A 16,071-nucleotide genomic window follows, 5' to 3' on the forward strand; every position below is an offset into this window, starting at 1 on the left:
GTGAAAGGAGACAGCATGACCATGCAGGTCGAATACATGGCGTCGGCGCCGAGCCTCGAGGAAGTGCGTTCCCTTGCAGGCGTCACCGTGCTCGAGTTCGGCACCCCCTGGTGCGGCTTCTGCCAGATTGCCCAGCCCGGGCTCGCGCGGGCTCTGGCGCGCCGCCACGACGTGCACCATCTCAAGGTCGAGGACGGTCCCGGCCGGCGTCTGGGGCGAGCATTTCGCATCAAGCTGTGGCCGACGCTGGTGTTTCTCCACAACGGTGAGGAGGTGGCGCGGCTAGTGCGCCCTGGCAGTGGAGAGGCCATCGAACAGACCCTCGAGGCCGTGGCGGCGTGAGTGCGCTGGCACATCGCCGGGCGGGCGGCAACTTGACGAAGCCTGCTATCGGGACCAGCTTGAAGAGAAAGGAGGTCAGCACAACGGTAAAGCCAAGGAGGCAAGACTATGGGCCGTTATCAGCAACGTCGGGCAGACGAACTTGAGGTTGATATCCGTCATTCCCGTGCCCACCTCGACGATACCTTGCACGAACTCGAAAGCAGGCTTGCGCCAGCGCAGCTCAAGCAGAACGTCTTGCAGCACATGCCCAGCAGAGATGGGGTCACGGCCAGCGTTCTCGGCAGCCTGGGGCGTTCGATCCGCGAACATCCCATGCCTGCGCTGGTGACCGGCATCGGCCTGGGCTGGCTGCTCGTCTCCCAACTGCGCTCCGGTACCCGTGGGCAGGCACATTCGGGCGATGCCCTTGTAGCGCGTGGCACGATGCCTTCGGCTCGCCTGGAAGCCCCACAGCGCATGGTGGCCACCCACCTGGGCACCCAGCAGGGGCGGGCGGAAATCTCGACGCACCGGCCCGATGTGGTCGGCGAGGCGACTCATCTGGGTACCGGCCAGGGATGGCGCGGCTACGTGTATCCAGGAGCATGAGCTGGCATGGCCGCAAGCGGCACGACATCACCGGGAGGCTATCGCTTTCATATCAAGGAGTAAGGTTGGGTTGCGTAACGCTCACGCAGTTTGCTATTCGTTAACGTTTTGCTTCGCTACGTTTCTGGCAGCTCATGGTTGCAACCGCCTATCTTGACGAAATAGGACCACTCAAGGAGAAGTGCCATGAAAAGGACATTACTGGCTGTCGCCATCGGTGCCATCTCTGCCGGGCTCGTCGGCGGTGCTTTGGCGCAGGACAACGAGGCCGAACTCAACGATGATGCCGCGATGGGCGAAGAGCAGGCCGCCGAAACCCAGCAGGCTCAAGAGGAGAGGGAGCGGCTTGAGGAGGAGCAGGACGCCTCTGCCGATCAGGAAGAGCAGGATGCCGCGGCAGACGAGGAGGACGACCAGTCCGATGTCTCGGTAGACGAAGAAGAGTTGCCTGACGAAGGCGCCGATGCCGAAGACTACGAGGAGGTGCGTGAGGAAGAGGCCGAGAACGGCGATCAGGCTGACATGGAAGACCCGGAAGCCGACGGCGACGAAGAAATGCAGACCGACCCGGGCGAGCAGGCGACTTCAGCCGAACCCGCTGCGGAGCAGGCCCCCGACGGCGAGCAGGAAGACCAGGCCGGACAAGCCGCACAGAGCGATACCGAGGCGGGCTTCGAGGAGATGGAACCAGCAGGTGCCTCCCTGGATCCGTCGATCGCCTCCATGCAGGTCAGCGAGATCGAAGGCATGACCATCGTCAACGCCGAAGGCGAGACCTTGGGGCAGGTCGAGAACGTGCTGCGTCATGACGATGCCGGCGACCTCCATGCCGTCGTCTCGGTGGGTGGCTTCTGGATCTTCGGTGGCTCCGAAGTCGCCCTGCCGTTAGCCGACATGCAACTCGAAGGCGAGCAATTGGTGCTACAGGACACCATCGGCCAGGACGAACTCGACGGTCTGGCCAGCGATTACGACGAGGATCGCTACAGCGAGGTGGATGGCGACATGACCTTGTCAGACGCTATGGGTCGCTAGTTTCTCCCTTCGGGTAAGTAAGCATTGATAGTGACAAGTCCAGGCAAGGCCAACTGGCCTTGCCTGGCTTTTTGAGGGATTGGGGAAACACATCAGTTACTTTCGGTTTCCATTCGTATCCTAATTTTTCTTATGGCGGCCAGGGTAAGCGCTATTGTCAAAAGGTGGGACTTAAGTCAACTCTAGGAGGGAGTGAGATGAAAAGGACATTATTGGCAATCATGATCGGCGCCATCTCCACTGGCTTGGCAGGAGGCGCCCTGGCCCAGGACACCGCAGACGAGGAAAATGTTCTCGATGGTGATGCCGCCGTAGGCGAAGAGCAGGCCACCATGGAGGAAGGCAACCAGAACGATGCCGACCTGATGGAAGATGCGCCAGACATGGAGGCCGATGAGGCGGCTCCAGGCGCTGAGGCCGGAACAACGGGTGCCGACGGCATGGCGACAGGTAACCAGTTGGACGACTCGCTGCGCGACAAGCAGATCAGTGAGATCGAGGGTATGACCGTCGTCAATCAAGAAGACGAAGAGATCGGTGACGTCCAGAACGTCGTTCGGGACAACGACACCGGCGATCTGCATGTCGTCGTCACCGTAGGCGGCCTGTGGGGCATGGGTGGTACCGACATCACCCTGCCGCTGGCCGAGATGCGGCTGCAGGACGACCAGTTGGTGACCCAGCAAGCCTACGGCGAGGATGAGCTCGAAGAGTCCGCAGAGGAGTACGACGAAGAGCGTTACACCGAGCTGGACGATGATGATATGACCTTGGGCGATGCCTGGGGCCAGTAATTCACGCTGAGGTTTCGAAGCCGGCAATGCCGGTGACGACAAGAAGGCAAGGCCGAATGGCCTTGCCTTTATTATTGTGAGCTCATTCCCTGAACCGCTTCGCCAAGCCATGTTGCACGACATCTGGCAGACTACGCTGAAACGTATTTATTTCCGTTGAGAAGGGAAGCCATATGAGTGAGAGACACAAGCCATGGGCCGAGCCCATGTCGGAAACACAGTTCACCCTGATGCAGCGCATCCTGGATGCTCCCAGCCCCGTAGGACTGGAAGGGGCGATGACCTATGGTGTGCTCAAGCCTCACTTCGCGAGCTTCGCCCCCGAGGGCTGGCACCTGCATCAGTACAAGGGACACGCCGGGGTGGTGTGGGATACCCACCCGGGACGCGACGACCTGTTCAAGGTGATGATCATCGGCCACGCCGACAAGATCCGCATGCAGGTGCGCAGCATCGGCGACGACGGCAAGATCTGGATCAACACGGATTCCTTCCTGCCCAACGTACTGATAGGCCATGAGGTCAAGCTGTTCAGCGAGGATCCGGAGCGGCCGGGTCGTTATCGCATCATTCAGGGCGGGACCGTGGAGGCACTGGGCGCGATTCACTTCTCCGACCCGGCTCAGCGCGAAGGGCGCAAGGGCATCAAGAAGGAACAGATCTACCTCGACCTGCAGATCCATGGTCAGAACAAGAAGCAGCAGGTGCTCAACCTCGGCGTGCGCCCCGGCGACTCGATCATCTTCGACCGCCCCATTCGCCACGGCTTCAGCCCCAATACTTTCTACGGCGCCTACCTCGACAACGGCCTGGGCTGCTTCGTCACCGCCGAAGTGGCGCGACTGATCGCCGAGGCCGGTGGCACCGAGAAGGTACGTGTACTGTTCGCCATTGCGAGCTATGAAGAGATCGGCCGCTTCGGTAGCCGCGTGCTGGCCGGCGAACTCGAGCCCGATGTGGTGATCGGTGTCGACGTCAACCACGACTACGTAGCTGCCCCTGGCATCGGTGACCGGCGCATGCAGCCGCTGGAGATGGGCAAGGGCTTCACCATGTCGGTAGGAGCGATCGCCAGCGAGCAGCTCAATCGCATCATCGAAACCACGGCACGGGAGCATGGCATCCCCATGCAGCGCGACATTGTCGGCGCCGATACCGGCACCGATGGCATGGCCGGCGTGCTGGCCGCCATCGACTGCGCTGCGACTTCCATCGGTTTCCCCATCCGTAACATGCACACCATCTCGGAGACCGGCAACACCCAGGACGTGCTGGCTGCCATCCATGTGCTTGCACACACACTCCTGGCGCTGGATGCCCTGCCGGATCCGCATCGCGAATTCCTCGACAACCACCCGCGGCTCGACCAGGCCGAACGCCTGACGCACCAGGGGGCGGCCAAAGAGCCGGAGCAGGACGATACGGGCCATCAGCAGAAGCATCCATCCTGAGCGAAGACAGGATAGTCCTGCGGCCACGTTCCCAACCTCGCATCGGGACGTGGCCCGGCCCCAGGCAAGAATCGAAGGAGAACAGAATGAGTGTCGAGAAGCGCACTTTCGGTGCAATGCGAGTAGCCAGGCATGTCGGCATGCTGTGCCCCCTGGTCGCGGCGGCCTGGCTGATGATGGCAAGCCAGCTGCTATGGGCGCACTCCCATGTAGCCGCCACGTACCCTGAGGCCGGTGCGACGCTGGAACAGCCGCCGGAGCGGCTGGAGCTCCAGTTCGACTCGCCGATTCGTATCACCCAGTTCGACGTCACAGGCCCGGAAGGTATGGTGAAACTGGGCGAAGACCCGCTCGGCCCGCTGGCGGCAGAGCATAGTGCCATGCCGGCTGAAACCCTGCCGCCGGGAGAGTACGAAGTCGTATGGCGCGGCATCGCCGAGGATGGTCATACCATGTCGGGTGGTTATCGCTTCACGATTCAAGAGTAGGCGACGAACGTAATGGCATTGTCCGACCTGGATGCATGGACGATCGGTCGTGTTCTCGTCCTTGCAGGATTTTACCTCTCGGCCCTGCTGGCGGTGGGGGGCGTGCTGTTTCGCTGCGCTTTTCCCGCACTGCTGCCACGCGACATACGTGTTCTCGACCGCTGTACATGCATTGCCGCCTGGTGCGGTGCCGGCATGCTCCTGCTGCTGTGGCTGCTGCAAGCCGCCTACCTGGGAGGCGGCAACTGGAGCTCGGCCTTCAATCCGGTATTGCTCGGCATCGTTGGCGAAAGCGCCCAGGGCGAGCGGCTGCGCCTGGCAATCCTGGGGTTGTTGCTGCTGCCGCTGGCCTTGTGGCAGGGCACGCCGCTGACCGTGAGCTACGTGGTCAGTGTGCTCGGCATCGGCCTGGTGCTGGTGGGTTTCGCCCAGGTTGGCCACACTCGCGGTTCACCATGGCAGAGTGCGCTGCTGATGCTGCATTTGAGCCTGGCTGCCTTCTGGGCCGCGGCACTACTGCCGCTCTACCGGCTGGCCAGAAACGGCTCGCCTGACGAGTCGGCTCGGCTGCTGCTGCGCTTTGGACGCTTCGGTCTGTTGCTGGTGCCGTTGCTGCTCGTCGCCGGGGGTAGCCTGGCCATGTGGCTTCTCGGCGGTAAGCCAAACGCCCTGTTGAATACGCCCTACGGCCAGTTGCTTTCGGTAAAGCTGGCCCTGGTGGCGCTGCTGCTGTTGCTCGGCGCGGTCAACCGCTGGTGGCTGGTACCCGCGGTGGCACGGGGCGAGCGCAAGGCCCCTCAGTGGCTGAGCTGCAGTATTGTTCTCGAAGCGGGGCTGATGCTGAACATCGTCCTGGTTGCCGCCTTGCTGCTGACCACTTCCTCGCCGGCGCGGTAGGCTAACCCTTCACGAGCCGAGTTACCGATCTGTCATGACACACGAAGCCAGTTTGCCTACCCAGGCCCGACATCTGCTCGAAGCCGCCCCGGCGACCTCGCTGCCGATGACCTACCAGCAGCTTGCCCACGCTCTGGGGCTCACCCCACCGCGCACCATCCAGCGCGTGGCCCAGGCACTCGAAACGCTGATGCGCGATGATGCCGAGCAGGGCCGCCCCTTCATCGCCGCACTGGTGGTAAGCCGGCGAGGCGATCTGCCGGCACCAGGCTTCTTCGAACTGGCAGTGGCATTGGGCCGTTTTTCCACCGACCCGGCCCGGCATGCCGAGGCGTATCGCGAGGAGTTCCGGCGTGCGTTGGTCGAACGGTAAGGGTGGCAATCACCCCTGAGCCGTTTCCAGCCATGTGAAGAGTTCATCGAAGTTTTCCAGGACGGTTGTAGCCGCACTGAAGTCATGCTGACGCGTCATCCTGTTGGGAATGGCGATGCAGCTTATGCCCGCCGCCGTCGCTGCGCTTACGCCATGTTCCGTGTCCTCGATGGCAAAGCATTCCGACGCAGCGATGCCCAGTCGCTCGAGGGCGAGAAGATAGACATCTGGCGCCGGCTTGCTTGCAGTGACATCATCCCCAGACACGACGGTGGCAAAATGCCTGTGCAATCCATTGTGCCGAAGAGTGGCTTCCACGCCATTACGACCCGCGCCAGTTACGACCCCCAGCATCAATCCTTGTGCATGGCAGAAATCGATGACCTCTTTCACTGCGGGGCGGAGTGGAAATGCCTCGGTATCGAGTCGCCGTTGTGTCACGAGGCTCTTCTTTGCCGCCAGTTCCTGATGAGGACGTTCCAGGTGAAAGCGTTCCACCATGTCCTTGGCATTGTCCGTGGTTGGCTTACCTGCGTATTGGGCTATGTAGGTTTCCTCGAGCAGCGTCACGCCATGATCCGCGAGGATGCGTTCCCACATGTGGAAATGAACGGGCTCGGAGTCGACCAGGGTACCGTCATGATCGAAGAGCAGGGCTCGAATTGGCATGTCAGGGATGCTCCCGTTGCGGCCGAAGCGGTTCGAGTAGCTCACCAAGGCCGTTATGGTCGATCTCGAACATCAAATGAAGCAGCTCGCCGATCTCGCCTGAGGGAAAACCCTCCCGGGCAAACCAGTTGAGGTAGGGGCCCGGCAGGTCGGCGATCAACCAGCCTTCGTACTTGCCGAACGGCATCCTGCGGGTGACCAGCTTTTCCAGATCCTCGGGCTTCACTCGCTCTCTCCTTCATCGGTTCGCCAGGATGTATCCAACCAGTAAAACCTGCACAGAGGCAAGCTGTCGCCACGTTTGCTCTACGAAACACATGGTTACAGGTTGCGCATTGTATTGCTGCGGGTGCGTACTAGGGTCCAAGAGAACCCACTCCTCAATGACCGATGGAAGGGAGGTGCAGGCATGGAATCCGATCGCTCTCACGACCCGGCACGTCGCAAATTCGTCGGCGGCTTGGCCAGCGGTATGGCCGCCGCTGTCGCTGCCCCCGCCTTTGCTCAGCAGAACGGCGGCAACCAGGCATCGGCCCAGGGCAGCCCCGCAGACAGCCCCCTCACGCAGCAGCAGGACCCGCGGGAGCAATTTCCCAAGCCGCCGTTTCCCGAGCAGCCCCAGGAGTGGCCGGGCTTGGCAGGCGAAATGGAACCGCGGCCTGACCATGGCGAAGAGAGTTACCGCGGCAGCGGCCGGCTCACGGGGCGCAAGGCGCTGATTACCGGTGGCGATTCCGGCATCGGCCGAGCAGCGGCCATCGCCTACGCCCGCGAGGGAGCCGACGTGGCCATCAATTATCTGGAGGTGGAGGAGCCGGACGCCCGCGAGGTGATCGAACTGATCGAGGCGGAAGGGCGCACCGCGGTGGCCATTCCCGGCGACATTCGTGACGAGGCGTTCTGCCAAGAGCTGGTGGAAACCGCGGTGGAGCAGCTCGGCGGGCTCGACATCCTGGTCAACAACGCCGCGCGGCAGCAGTGGGCGGAGACGATCATGGACGTCAGCACCGAGATATTCGACGACACCATGAAGACCAACCTGTATGCGATGTTCTGGATCACCAAGGCGGCCCTGCCGCATCTCGAGGAAGGGGCTTCGATCATCAACGTCGCCTCTATGGTGGCCGAAGATCCGCCCAAGATCCTGCTTGAGTACAACATGACCAAGGCGGCCATCGTCAACTTCTCCAAGACGCTGTCCAAACAGGTCGCCGACCGTGGCATTCGTGTCAATTCGATCTCGCCCGGCCCGTTCTGGACCCCGCTGCAGCCCAGCGGTGGCCAACCTCAAGAGGAAGTCGCCACCTTCGGCGAGGACTCCCTGATGGGCCGTCCGGGGCAGCCGGTGGAGATCGCCGGAGTGTTTGTTCTGCTCGCCTCGCAGGAGTCCAGCTTTGCCACAGGGCAGGACTATGCCGCCACGGGTGGTGCATAGCGTAATCGTGGCAGGTGGTTACCAGGCCCCGAGGCGGGGCCTGGTCCGGGTCGGCTCAGTGCTGCGGTTGGTAGGGCAGCGACGAGTGGTGGAGGCGGATGCGAAGGTCGCCGTCCTCGTCCTGGAAATACCCGAAGGTGAATTCAACTTTGACTTCGTCGCCTGAGTTGGCGTCGGTGAAGTAGTAGTTGCCCATGGCAAGGGCAGAGTCTTCATCGAGGATGATGCCATCGTTCTCGAAGCGGACATCGCTCCAAGGCTGAATGGCGAAGCCATGATCCTCCGGTACGCTTCCGGTCACGAAATAGGAGAGAGCTTCCTCCTTGCTCGAACGGAACTGCTCCTCTGCTGCCTTGGTTGGCTTGAACAGAACGGATCCTTCGTCATAGCCGTACAGTCTGTCGATGACCTCTTCGGCCAACGCTTCGTAGTCCTCCTGCGAGGTATACGCCTCGCCGATAGCGACGATGGCCTCGCCCCAGACCTGCTGGGCATGGATGACATCCTCTTCGGTAATCTGCCCGTCTTGACCTGCCATTACCTGGCCAGAGCCAGCAAATACAAGACCTGAAATTACCAGCGCTGACAGTAAATTTCTCGCATGCATTTTCACTCTCCATTGAGAATAGTCAGGGTTTTAATATCTAATTTTTCTTCGAGTGTAGGCCGAAACATCCAAGCACAAGAGCTGAATGAGATATATGAAATGAGGCTAAGCTTTGAAGTCAGCACGTGTTTATTTGTACCGACGCTGCGATGACCATCGTAGGTTCTGTCCTGCATTAGTCCATCTATATATGCCCTGATGCGTCACTCTGCCACAGCTCGGCCGCCCATTGATGCGGAAAAAGGATAGGTATCGGTTGATTCAGAAATGGGTCTGCGATTGACACATACCCTTGATCCGCGCGAGGCTAAGAGTAGCGTCGCAAGGCGTCCACGTCCGCGGAAAGGGCTGCGCCCATCGCTTCATATCGCTGATTCCATACGACTCCCGGCCTGCCCGGCGGACACAGGCGCATGGAGGGAATCGTATGTCCACGCTCCCCCGGCGTGACGCCACGTCACACGGCCGCTTCAATCTCGAACAGCAGCGCAAGCGCGCCAAGGAACTGCTCAAGGCCGCCCGTGGCGATGAGCCTACCGCCCTGGCACGGATCATTCAGCACATCCCACCGCGCGAGGCGCCGCTGAAGCTAAGCGATGCCCAGTGCGTCATCGCCCGCGAATGCGGTTTTCCCAGTTGGCCGAAGCTCAAGTCGCATATCGAGTCGCTCGATGTTTCGCGACGGCTATTGAACGAGCATGGCGACCGCGACATGGCCACGCTGCACATTCGCTGCGGTTCGGATATCGAGCATACCCTGCGCACCGCCGGTTTCGAGGGCGACTTCCTCGAATTCTCCGATCCGTTCTGCATCGGCCCACTGCGCGACCTATCACCTGAGGAGCTGATGCATCTGCGTGCACGCTACTTGACGGAAATCTCCGGCATGGCCGAGCGCGACGTCCTGGCCCGGCTGCGCAAGGGTTACGAAGCGCTGGACGACCTCTCACGCTATGAACGCATCGTGCTGTGGTTCGAACACGACAGCTACGACCAACTGATCCTTGCCTACCTGCTTCACCGGCTACGTCAGAGCCCGCCCGAGGCCCGGGTCGAGCTGGTGGCGGTAGAGTCGATACCGGGTGTGGAGCGCTTCATCGGCATCGGCCAGCTTGCACCGGATCTACTAGCCTGGCTATGGCGGCAGCGACGCCCCGTCGAGGCATCGCTGCTCGAGCTGGGCACCCGGGCCTGGCGGGCACTCACGGCCGAAAGTCCCGAAGCGCTACAGGCACTGGCCGCCGCCGGCACGCCGGCCCTGCCGATGATGGGCCGCGCGCTGGCCCGGCACCTGCAGGAATCGCCAGCTCCAGATACCGGCCTTGGCCTGACGGAACGGCTGACGCTCAAAATCGTACGCGACCATGGCCCGCTAACGGTGGGCAAGGCATTCTCCTATCTGATGCGTGAATACGAGCCGCTGCCTTACCTGGGCGACCTGATGTTCTGGTGGCTTCTCCAGTCGTTGATTGCCGAACCAGAGCCGCTTCTAGCCATCAGCGATATCCACCGGGAGTGGCCCCACCGCCAGCTCGCCCTTACGAAGTGGGGGCGGGACGTGCTCGAAGGGTGACGTATCTGGACGCCGCAGTAACGGTACGGAGAGCAGTGAAACGTCGGATCAATCGTTCGATGGAATGGCCGCCGGGTCCATCCAGAATGACTCCCACACATGGCCGTCGGGGTCGGCCAGTGCGCAGCTGTACATGAAGCCGTGGTCCTGACGCGGGTTGACGTCGGCGGTGCCGCCATTGGCGCCGGCCGCCTCGTTCATGACATCTACCGCTGCGCGGTTCTCGCAGGAGAGAGCCAGCATCACCTCGCTAGAATTGGTTGGCGGAATCGGGCGGTCGGTGAAGGTTCGCCACTTGGCGTGAGTGAGCAGCATCACGTGGATCGTTTCGCTCAGCACCATGCAAGCCGCCGTCTCGTCGGTGAAGTGTGGGTTGTTGGTAAAGCCGAGCGCCTCGTAGAACGCCATCGACTTCTCGAGATCGGCAACGGGCAAATTCACGAAGATCATGCGCGACATGGCAAAGCTCCATCGGATTGAGGAAGGGGTACTCCTCAGTATCGGATGGAGCGGGGCGATTTCGACAGCCAATATGAGAAAGGCGCCCTCGGGCGCCTTGGCATGGATTACATCGGTGAAATTACATCTGCGAGAGCAGGTAGTTCGGCTTGCCCAGCATCTTGATCAGCCGCAGCTGTTGCTCCAGCCAGTGGGCATGATCCTCTTCGGTATCGGCCAGCAGCCCGAGGAGTACGTCGCGGGTCTGGAAGTCGCGCTCCCGCTCGCACAGGGCCATGGCTTCCTTGAGTGCGTCGCCCACTTCGTATTCGAGCTGCAGATCGTTGGCGATCATCTCTTCCACGTCGCTGCCGATACGCACCGGGGTTCGGGTATGAATGTCGGGCTTGCCTTCCAGGAACAGGATGCGCTCGATCAGCTGCTTGGCATGGCCCTTCTCGTCGTCGAACTCGTGGGCGATGCGTTCGTAGAGCTTGGTGAGGCCCCAGTCGGCGTACATCTCCGAGTGGAGGAAGTACTGATCCATGGCGGCGAGCTCTGCTGCCAGCAGGCCGTTCAGGGCGTCGATGATCTCTTGGTTGCCTTTCATGCGGTTCCCTGTATTAGCGCTAACGGGTAGATTGACTCATCCTAGGGTGAATCATTGGCTAGGTCAATTTTCCTTTAAATTCATATGGTTGATATTGAATTCGCGTGCGATTCGCATTTGATTCCCAAAGCGGTCACGACGGCCAGGTGTGGCCAGGATTGACCATCTCAGGACAGGCGATGCAATGCGATGGAGGATGAAAGATACTAAGCAGAGTAACGATTGTCAGGAATATACGCGAGGCGACATGAATCCCACCATCGAACTGCTGAAATCCCACCGCTCGATTCGCAAATTCACCGACCGCAAGATTCCGCACGAACTGCTGCTCGAACTGATTCGTGCCGGCCAGGCTGCGGCGACCTCCAGCCACGTCCAGGCCTACACCGTCATTCACGTGCAGAACCCGGCCAACCGCGAGATGATTGCCGAGCTGGCAGGGGGCCAGTCGTATGTCGTCACCGCCTCCGACTTCCTGGTCTTCTGCGCCGACATGAAGCGACCCACCGAGGCCTCCGAGCGTACCGGTGCCAACGTCGTGCGTGGCATGACCGAGCAACTGCTGGTGGCCAGCGTCGATACCGCGCTGATGGCGCAGAATGTGGCCATTGCCGCCGAATCCGAAGGGCTCGGCATCTGTTATATCGGCGGCGTACGCAACAATCCTCAGACCATCAGCGACCTGTTGCGCTTGCCGGAGCATGTCTATCCGGTGTTCGGCATGTGTCTCGGCTACCCGGCCGCCGATCCGGACGTCAAACCGCGCCTGCCGGTGGAAGCTATCCTCAAGGAGGACTACTACACCGACGACAGCGAACAGGTGGCGGCCTTCGACGAAGCCATGCAGGCCTATTACAGCGAGCGTAAGGGCGGCAACAAGGACAGCAACTGGTCGCGGAACCTGACCCCGCTGTTCGACAGCAAGCTGCGAGCCCATATGCGCGACTTTCTGGTCGAGCGCGGCTTCGAGATGAAGTGACGCACACCAAACTCAAGCGGAGGCACCATGGAAACGCTACTGAACTCGCAATCGGAGGTGACGGAGGCAGCCCTGGCCGCCATCGCGCACATGCCCACCGCCAGTTTGCCGGTGCTGGTGGATGATGCCTTCACCCAGCGCTTGGCCGATGCCGACTTCATGCGGATCGCGGTGCTGCTGGCACAGAAGAGCCATGACGAGGGCGGCTGCCCCATCGGCGCAGTAATCGTCGATAACGCCACGCGTCGCATCCTCGGCAAGGGACATAACACCCTGGTGCAGGAGAATCACCCCTACAACCACGGCGAGACCTCAGCCATTCGCGATGCCGGCCGCCTCGACTTCAGCCAGGCCACGCTCTTTACCTCCCTGAGCCCCTGCGAGATCTGCGCAACCCTGCTGCACATGCGGGGCTTCGCCCGCGTAGTGGTGGGAGATGTCACCAATGCCTCCGGGACAGAACCTCTGCTGCGCGACAAGGGCGTCCAGGTGGACATTCTGGAAGACTCTTACGGTATCGAGCTCTACGCTCGCTTCCGTGCCGAACGGCCCGAGCTGGACCTCGAAGACTGGATGGGTGTGAGAGCCACGCGGTGAACCATGGGGTTTCAATTACTACCGAACTGCCGATCGGTGTCATCAGCGATACCCACGGGCTGCTGCGTCCCGAGGCGCTGACGATGGTGGAGGGCTGCGAGCTTATCCTGCACCTGGGCGACGTGGGCAGCCGGGACGAGGATGCCGCCATCCTCAAGAGGCTGGCGGAGCTGGCACCGGTGGTGGCGGTACGCGGCAATATCGACACCGCCCCTTGGGCCGAGGCGTTGCCGCTGACGCTGGATCTCACCGTCAACGGCTGGCACCTGCACCTCGTACATATCCTGCAGGCTTTCGATCCGGCCACGCCCTGCGACGCGGTACTCCACGGCCACTCCCACAAGCCGCGCAACGAGTGGCAGGATGACCGGCTGCTGTTCAATCCCGGTGCCGCCGGCAAGCGCCGCTTTCGCCTGCCCATCACCCTGGGCAAGCTGTGGGCCGACGAGCGCGGCTTGCGGGGCGCCATCCTGCACTTGCCGCTGTAACTCCGAGCTAAGTCAGTCGGCATCGGCCGCAAAGGCCACGTCTCGCTGCGCCTCAAGCATCTGAAGCCGCGCTTCCAGCGCCTGCTTGATGCCCGTATACGCTGAACTGCCGAGTGCCAGCCGCATGGGTGGTTGCGCCGCGTCGGCGGCAGCGATCATGGCCTCTACTGTTCTTTCGGCATCGCCCTTTATCTCGAAGCTGCCCTCTGCCACGGCGCGCCTGACATCGCCCGCCGGCGTGGCGTCGTAGACCGCCATCGGCGTGCCGTACACGAGCCCTGTGGCGAAATCGGTCGCGGTGGGGCCCGGTTCGACAATGATGAAGTCGATCCCGAACGGCGCCACGTCCTGCGCCGTCGATTCGACGAAGCCCTCGATGCCCCACTTGGTGGCGTGGTAGAGCGAGAAGTTGGGGTAGGCCTTCTGGCCGCCTTCGGAGGAGACCTGCACGATGCGCCCGCCGCCCTGGTCGCGCAGGTAGGGCAGCACCGCGCGAATCAGTTGAATCGAGCCGGTGAGGTTGGTGGCGATCTGGTGATCGATCTGTTCATCGCTGCACTCTTCGGCGGCACCGAAGAGCCCATAGCCGGCATTGGATACCACCACATCGATCCTTCCCATGCGCTCGAAGGCCTGGCGGGTGACCTCGCGGATCCCGGCCACATCGGTAAGATCGAGTTTCAGCACCAGCAGGCGCTCGCCATGGGCCTGCTGCAGTTCGTCGAGCACGCCTTCCCGGCGCAGCGTGGCAACCACGCGATCGCCACGCGCCAGCAGGCGCTCCGACATCAGACGGCCGAGGCCTGAAGAGGCTCCGGTAATCAACCATGTCTTGCTCATCGTTTCGTTCCTTCCTTCGGATGGATTGACGAAACCATGGTCGCGCTTCCGATTGGAACGCAGAAGTAGGCTACTGTTGTATGAACTCGTGAGAGAAATTCACCAATGAGCAAGCCAAGCATAACCAAGCCAACTCTGGTCGACCTGGAAGCCTTTGCGGTGGTGGCTGCCGAACGCAGCTTTCGACGCGCCGCCGACGTCATCGGTGTCTCACGCTCGGCGCTGAGCCACCGCATGCGGCATCTGGAAGAGCAGCTCGGTGTGCGGCTACTGCACCGCACCACCCGCAGCGTTTCCCTGACCGATGCCGGCAGTCGGTTCCTGGCGCGTATCACGCCCACCTTGAGTGAACTGAACGCCACGCTAGATACCCTCGCCGACGACCGTGGCGAACCCGGCGGCATGCTGCGCATCAACGCCAGCAGAGCGGCGGCCCGGCTGCTGCTTGCCCATGTCGTGCCGGATTACCTGCGCCGCTACCCGGCGGTGGAGCTCGATATCGTCAGCGAAGGGCGGCTCGTCGACATCGTCGAACAGGGCTTCGACGCCGGGGTACGGCTTGGCGAGGCGGTCCCCCAGGACATGATTGCGGTGAAGCTGGGCGGTGCCATGCGCTTCCTGGCGGTGGCTTCACCGGATTACCTGCACCGCTTCGGCACGCCAAGCGTTCCCGACGACCTGCACAAGCACCGCTGCATACGTCAGCGTTTGCCCAGCGGCAAGCGCTACCGCTGGGAGTTCGAGCGGCGAGGGCAGGAGATCGCCATCGACGTTCCCGGCACGCTGACGCTAGACGATAACGAGCTCATGGTCGAAGCGGCAGCCGACGGCCTCGGCATAGCCTACGTTCCCGAAATTGTGGCCAGCGAGCGCCTCGCCTCGGGGCAGCTCGTGGCGCTGCTCGAAGCCTGGAGCCCGCCATACCCCGGCTTGATGCTCTACTACCCCGGCCATCGCCACGTGCCTGCGGCACTACGTGCCTTCATCGATCTGCTGAAGGTGTCAGATGTCTAGGCGGGCATGCGTATGGCTCAGGACGGCAAATGATGGCCGTAAAGCCGATCATGCACTAAGCCTGAACGAACCATCGCATGGGCTTGGCGCGTCTTGCACAGGCTCCACCAGGGAGGCGCCATGACGCCACAAGACCTATATCGCCGGATTGCGCGCGGAATGTCTTTCCTGTTTCTGGCAAGCACGATGGCAATACCATCGACGATTTTTGCCGATACCGCAAAACCGACCCTGGCCTTGGCCCAATTCGATTTCCAAGACACATCGGGCGAAGACCAGGATCAAAGCGCCGAGCACGCCGCGAGACTGAGATCGCTCAATGCGACGTTGCACGGCGGCCTTGCCGGTAACCGGGAGATCACGCTTGTCGGCCTGACCTGCGAGGTGGAACGCTGTACGCACCGGACCCCCGGCCTGGCCGTTCTAACAAGCCAGGCCAAAGCCGCTGGTGCTCGATATCTCCTTGTCGGCGAGGTTCACAAAGTGAGCACGCTGATTGGAAGGGTAAGGCTGGCTGTATTGGATCTGAACGACAACAACAAGTTTGCCTGCGAGCAACTCTTGTCTTATCGGGGCGATACCGATGAAGCATGGCAACGCATGGCACAGTACACCTTGCGTCACATCGAGGAGAGCTGCATTCCACTGCGCTGATACTAAGGCAGCATAGCCTTGGAAAGGTAATGAGCCCGCTCGCCTGCGTGCGGCTGACGGGCGACGACAGGCTGTGGTTCGAGGCAGAAGGTGTCACTGAACGCTCCCTAGGCATTGCGCGCTTTCATCGACCTGTTGAAAGCGTCAGACATCTGTTGACATGTCTCCGAGTCTGGGCTAAATCTGAATGCAATGG

21 protein-coding genes are annotated in these 16,071 nt (G+C 61.6%); 15 read left to right on the forward strand and 6 right to left on the reverse strand.

Features of this window, described 5'->3' with window-relative positions; translation table 11 throughout:
• The first annotated feature begins 15 nt into the window (after positions 1 to 15).
• The 8 genes from SPH52_RS14810 (at position 16) to SPH52_RS14845 (ending at position 5,971) form a co-directional block, all read left to right on the forward strand.
• The gene (locus SPH52_RS14810) at positions 16 to 342 is read left to right on the forward strand and encodes a thioredoxin family protein (RefSeq protein WP_411795804.1); all 327 of its coding nucleotides are present in this window, start codon (positions 16 to 18) and stop codon (positions 340 to 342) included.
• Positions 343 to 450: 108 nt separating this feature from the next.
• A complete protein-coding gene (locus SPH52_RS14815; RefSeq protein ID WP_411795805.1) occupies positions 451 to 933 on the forward strand; it encodes a DUF3618 domain-containing protein in 483 nt (160 codons plus the stop codon).
• 186 nt (positions 934 to 1,119) lie between these two features.
• Positions 1,120 to 1,968 carry a PRC-barrel domain-containing protein gene (locus tag SPH52_RS14820; RefSeq protein ID WP_411795806.1) on the forward strand — a complete coding sequence of 283 codons (849 nt, stop codon included), beginning with the start codon at positions 1,120 to 1,122 and terminating at the stop codon, positions 1,966 to 1,968.
• Between the two features lie 197 nt (positions 1,969 to 2,165).
• The gene (locus SPH52_RS14825) at positions 2,166 to 2,762 is read left to right on the forward strand and encodes a PRC-barrel domain-containing protein (RefSeq protein ID WP_411795807.1); all 597 of its coding nucleotides are present in this window, start codon (positions 2,166 to 2,168) and stop codon (positions 2,760 to 2,762) included.
• 173 nt (positions 2,763 to 2,935) lie between these two features.
• The gene (locus SPH52_RS14830) at positions 2,936 to 4,213 is read left to right on the forward strand and encodes a M20/M25/M40 family metallo-hydrolase (protein ID WP_411795808.1); all 1,278 of its coding nucleotides are present in this window, start codon (positions 2,936 to 2,938) and stop codon (positions 4,211 to 4,213) included.
• Between the two features lie 86 nt (positions 4,214 to 4,299).
• Entirely contained in the window at positions 4,300 to 4,701 is a 402-nt protein-coding gene (locus SPH52_RS14835; protein WP_411795809.1) for a copper resistance protein CopC, read from the forward strand.
• Positions 4,702 to 4,713: 12 nt separating this feature from the next.
• On the forward strand, positions 4,714 to 5,598 hold the full coding sequence (locus SPH52_RS14840; RefSeq protein WP_411795810.1) for a CopD family protein: 885 nt from the start codon (positions 4,714 to 4,716) through the stop codon (positions 5,596 to 5,598).
• A gap of 34 nt (positions 5,599 to 5,632) precedes the next feature.
• Positions 5,633 to 5,971: a hypothetical protein gene (locus tag SPH52_RS14845; RefSeq protein ID WP_411795811.1), complete on the forward strand. Its 339-nt coding sequence runs from the start codon at positions 5,633 to 5,635 to the stop codon at positions 5,969 to 5,971.
• Between the two features lie 9 nt (positions 5,972 to 5,980).
• Here SPH52_RS14845 and SPH52_RS14850 read toward each other — a convergent pair whose 3' ends face one another.
• Both SPH52_RS14850 and SPH52_RS14855 read right to left on the reverse strand, forming a co-directional pair.
• Positions 5,981 to 6,640 (reverse strand): HAD family hydrolase, encoded by a 660-nt coding sequence (locus SPH52_RS14850; protein WP_411795812.1) that lies wholly within the window; start codon positions 6,638 to 6,640, stop codon positions 5,981 to 5,983.
• Between the two features lies 1 nt (position 6,641).
• A complete protein-coding gene (locus tag SPH52_RS14855) occupies positions 6,642 to 6,866 on the reverse strand; it encodes a DUF3820 family protein (RefSeq protein WP_411795813.1) in 225 nt (74 codons plus the stop codon).
• Positions 6,867 to 7,049: 183 nt separating this feature from the next.
• On the opposite strand from SPH52_RS14855, the gene SPH52_RS14860 reads away from it, so the two are divergent.
• Positions 7,050 to 8,075 carry an SDR family oxidoreductase gene (locus SPH52_RS14860; RefSeq protein WP_411795814.1) on the forward strand — a complete coding sequence of 342 codons (1,026 nt, stop codon included), beginning with the start codon at positions 7,050 to 7,052 and terminating at the stop codon, positions 8,073 to 8,075.
• A gap of 55 nt (positions 8,076 to 8,130) precedes the next feature.
• On the opposite strand, the gene SPH52_RS14865 is transcribed toward SPH52_RS14860, so the two are convergent.
• A complete protein-coding gene (locus SPH52_RS14865) occupies positions 8,131 to 8,682 on the reverse strand; it encodes a phosphoribosyl-AMP cyclohydrolase (RefSeq protein WP_411795815.1) in 552 nt (183 codons plus the stop codon).
• A 427-nt stretch (positions 8,683 to 9,109) separates the two neighbouring features.
• Between SPH52_RS14865 and SPH52_RS14870 the strand changes: the two genes are divergently transcribed.
• A complete protein-coding gene (locus SPH52_RS14870) occupies positions 9,110 to 10,255 on the forward strand; it encodes a DUF1835 domain-containing protein (RefSeq protein ID WP_411795816.1) in 1,146 nt (381 codons plus the stop codon).
• Positions 10,256 to 10,303: 48 nt separating this feature from the next.
• Here SPH52_RS14870 and SPH52_RS14875 read toward each other — a convergent pair whose 3' ends face one another.
• Both SPH52_RS14875 and bfr read right to left on the reverse strand, forming a co-directional pair.
• The gene (locus SPH52_RS14875) at positions 10,304 to 10,714 is read right to left on the reverse strand and encodes a VOC family protein (RefSeq protein ID WP_411795817.1); all 411 of its coding nucleotides are present in this window, start codon (positions 10,712 to 10,714) and stop codon (positions 10,304 to 10,306) included.
• Between the two features lie 121 nt (positions 10,715 to 10,835).
• On the reverse strand, positions 10,836 to 11,303 hold the full coding sequence (gene bfr / locus SPH52_RS14880) for a bacterioferritin (protein ID WP_234269911.1): 468 nt from the start codon (positions 11,301 to 11,303) through the stop codon (positions 10,836 to 10,838).
• Positions 11,304 to 11,550: 247 nt separating this feature from the next.
• On the opposite strand from bfr, the gene nfsA reads away from it, so the two are divergent.
• From nfsA to SPH52_RS14895, 3 genes are read left to right on the forward strand one after another with little or no spacing between them, the layout of a single operon-like run.
• Positions 11,551 to 12,282, forward strand: coding sequence for an oxygen-insensitive NADPH nitroreductase (gene nfsA, locus SPH52_RS14885; RefSeq protein ID WP_411795818.1), 732 nt, complete (start codon positions 11,551 to 11,553; stop codon positions 12,280 to 12,282).
• 27 nt (positions 12,283 to 12,309) lie between these two features.
• The gene (locus tag SPH52_RS14890; protein ID WP_411795819.1) at positions 12,310 to 12,879 is read left to right on the forward strand and encodes a nucleoside deaminase; all 570 of its coding nucleotides are present in this window, start codon (positions 12,310 to 12,312) and stop codon (positions 12,877 to 12,879) included.
• Complete coding sequence (locus SPH52_RS14895) at positions 12,876 to 13,367, forward strand: metallophosphoesterase family protein (protein WP_411795820.1); 492 nt, start codon at positions 12,876 to 12,878, stop codon at positions 13,365 to 13,367. Before SPH52_RS14890 ends, SPH52_RS14895 begins: the two co-directional genes overlap by 4 nt.
• A gap of 12 nt (positions 13,368 to 13,379) precedes the next feature.
• Here SPH52_RS14895 and SPH52_RS14900 read toward each other — a convergent pair whose 3' ends face one another.
• Positions 13,380 to 14,207, reverse strand: a complete 828-nt coding sequence (locus SPH52_RS14900; RefSeq protein ID WP_411795821.1) for an SDR family oxidoreductase — start codon at positions 14,205 to 14,207, stop codon at positions 13,380 to 13,382.
• Positions 14,208 to 14,312: 105 nt separating this feature from the next.
• Here SPH52_RS14900 and SPH52_RS14905 point away from each other — a divergent pair, with 105 nt between their 5' ends.
• Together SPH52_RS14905 and SPH52_RS14910 are read left to right on the forward strand one after the other, a co-directional pair.
• On the forward strand, positions 14,313 to 15,221 hold the full coding sequence (locus SPH52_RS14905) for a LysR family transcriptional regulator (protein ID WP_411795822.1): 909 nt from the start codon (positions 14,313 to 14,315) through the stop codon (positions 15,219 to 15,221).
• 120 nt (positions 15,222 to 15,341) lie between these two features.
• A complete protein-coding gene (locus SPH52_RS14910) occupies positions 15,342 to 15,875 on the forward strand; it encodes a DUF2380 domain-containing protein (protein ID WP_411795823.1) in 534 nt (177 codons plus the stop codon).
• The last annotated feature ends 196 nt before the right edge of the window (positions 15,876 to 16,071 follow it).

Origin of the sequence: Halomonas sp. A29 (genome assembly GCF_046723295.1) — a bacterium.
Lineage (GTDB): Bacteria > Pseudomonadota > Gammaproteobacteria > Pseudomonadales > Halomonadaceae > Halomonas.

Coding starts and splice junctions, on each gene's coding strand:
- nfsA (WP_411795818.1), top strand. CDS start 11,551: ATGAATCCCACCATCGAACTGCTGAAATCCCACCGCTCGATTCGCAAA.
- SPH52_RS14890 (WP_411795819.1), top strand. CDS start 12,310: ATGGAAACGCTACTGAACTCGCAATCGGAGGTGACGGAGGCAGCCCTG.
- SPH52_RS14865 (WP_411795815.1), bottom strand. CDS start 8,682: ATGCATGCGAGAAATTTACTGTCAGCGCTGGTAATTTCAGGTCTTGTA.
- SPH52_RS14875 (WP_411795817.1), bottom strand. CDS start 10,714: ATGTCGCGCATGATCTTCGTGAATTTGCCCGTTGCCGATCTCGAGAAG.
- SPH52_RS14860 (WP_411795814.1), top strand. CDS start 7,050: ATGGAATCCGATCGCTCTCACGACCCGGCACGTCGCAAATTCGTCGGC.
- SPH52_RS14835 (WP_411795809.1), top strand. CDS start 4,300: ATGAGTGTCGAGAAGCGCACTTTCGGTGCAATGCGAGTAGCCAGGCAT.
- SPH52_RS14910 (WP_411795823.1), top strand. CDS start 15,342: ATGACGCCACAAGACCTATATCGCCGGATTGCGCGCGGAATGTCTTTC.
- SPH52_RS14840 (WP_411795810.1), top strand. CDS start 4,714: ATGGCATTGTCCGACCTGGATGCATGGACGATCGGTCGTGTTCTCGTC.
- SPH52_RS14845 (WP_411795811.1), top strand. CDS start 5,633: ATGACACACGAAGCCAGTTTGCCTACCCAGGCCCGACATCTGCTCGAA.
- SPH52_RS14830 (WP_411795808.1), top strand. CDS start 2,936: ATGAGTGAGAGACACAAGCCATGGGCCGAGCCCATGTCGGAAACACAG.
- SPH52_RS14870 (WP_411795816.1), top strand. CDS start 9,110: ATGTCCACGCTCCCCCGGCGTGACGCCACGTCACACGGCCGCTTCAAT.
- SPH52_RS14815 (WP_411795805.1), top strand. CDS start 451: ATGGGCCGTTATCAGCAACGTCGGGCAGACGAACTTGAGGTTGATATC.
- bfr (WP_234269911.1), bottom strand. CDS start 11,303: ATGAAAGGCAACCAAGAGATCATCGACGCCCTGAACGGCCTGCTGGCA.
- SPH52_RS14825 (WP_411795807.1), top strand. CDS start 2,166: ATGAAAAGGACATTATTGGCAATCATGATCGGCGCCATCTCCACTGGC.
- SPH52_RS14905 (WP_411795822.1), top strand. CDS start 14,313: ATGAGCAAGCCAAGCATAACCAAGCCAACTCTGGTCGACCTGGAAGCC.
- SPH52_RS14810 (WP_411795804.1), top strand. CDS start 16: ATGACCATGCAGGTCGAATACATGGCGTCGGCGCCGAGCCTCGAGGAA.
- SPH52_RS14820 (WP_411795806.1), top strand. CDS start 1,120: ATGAAAAGGACATTACTGGCTGTCGCCATCGGTGCCATCTCTGCCGGG.
- SPH52_RS14900 (WP_411795821.1), bottom strand. CDS start 14,207: ATGAGCAAGACATGGTTGATTACCGGAGCCTCTTCAGGCCTCGGCCGT.
- SPH52_RS14850 (WP_411795812.1), bottom strand. CDS start 6,640: ATGCCAATTCGAGCCCTGCTCTTCGATCATGACGGTACCCTGGTCGAC.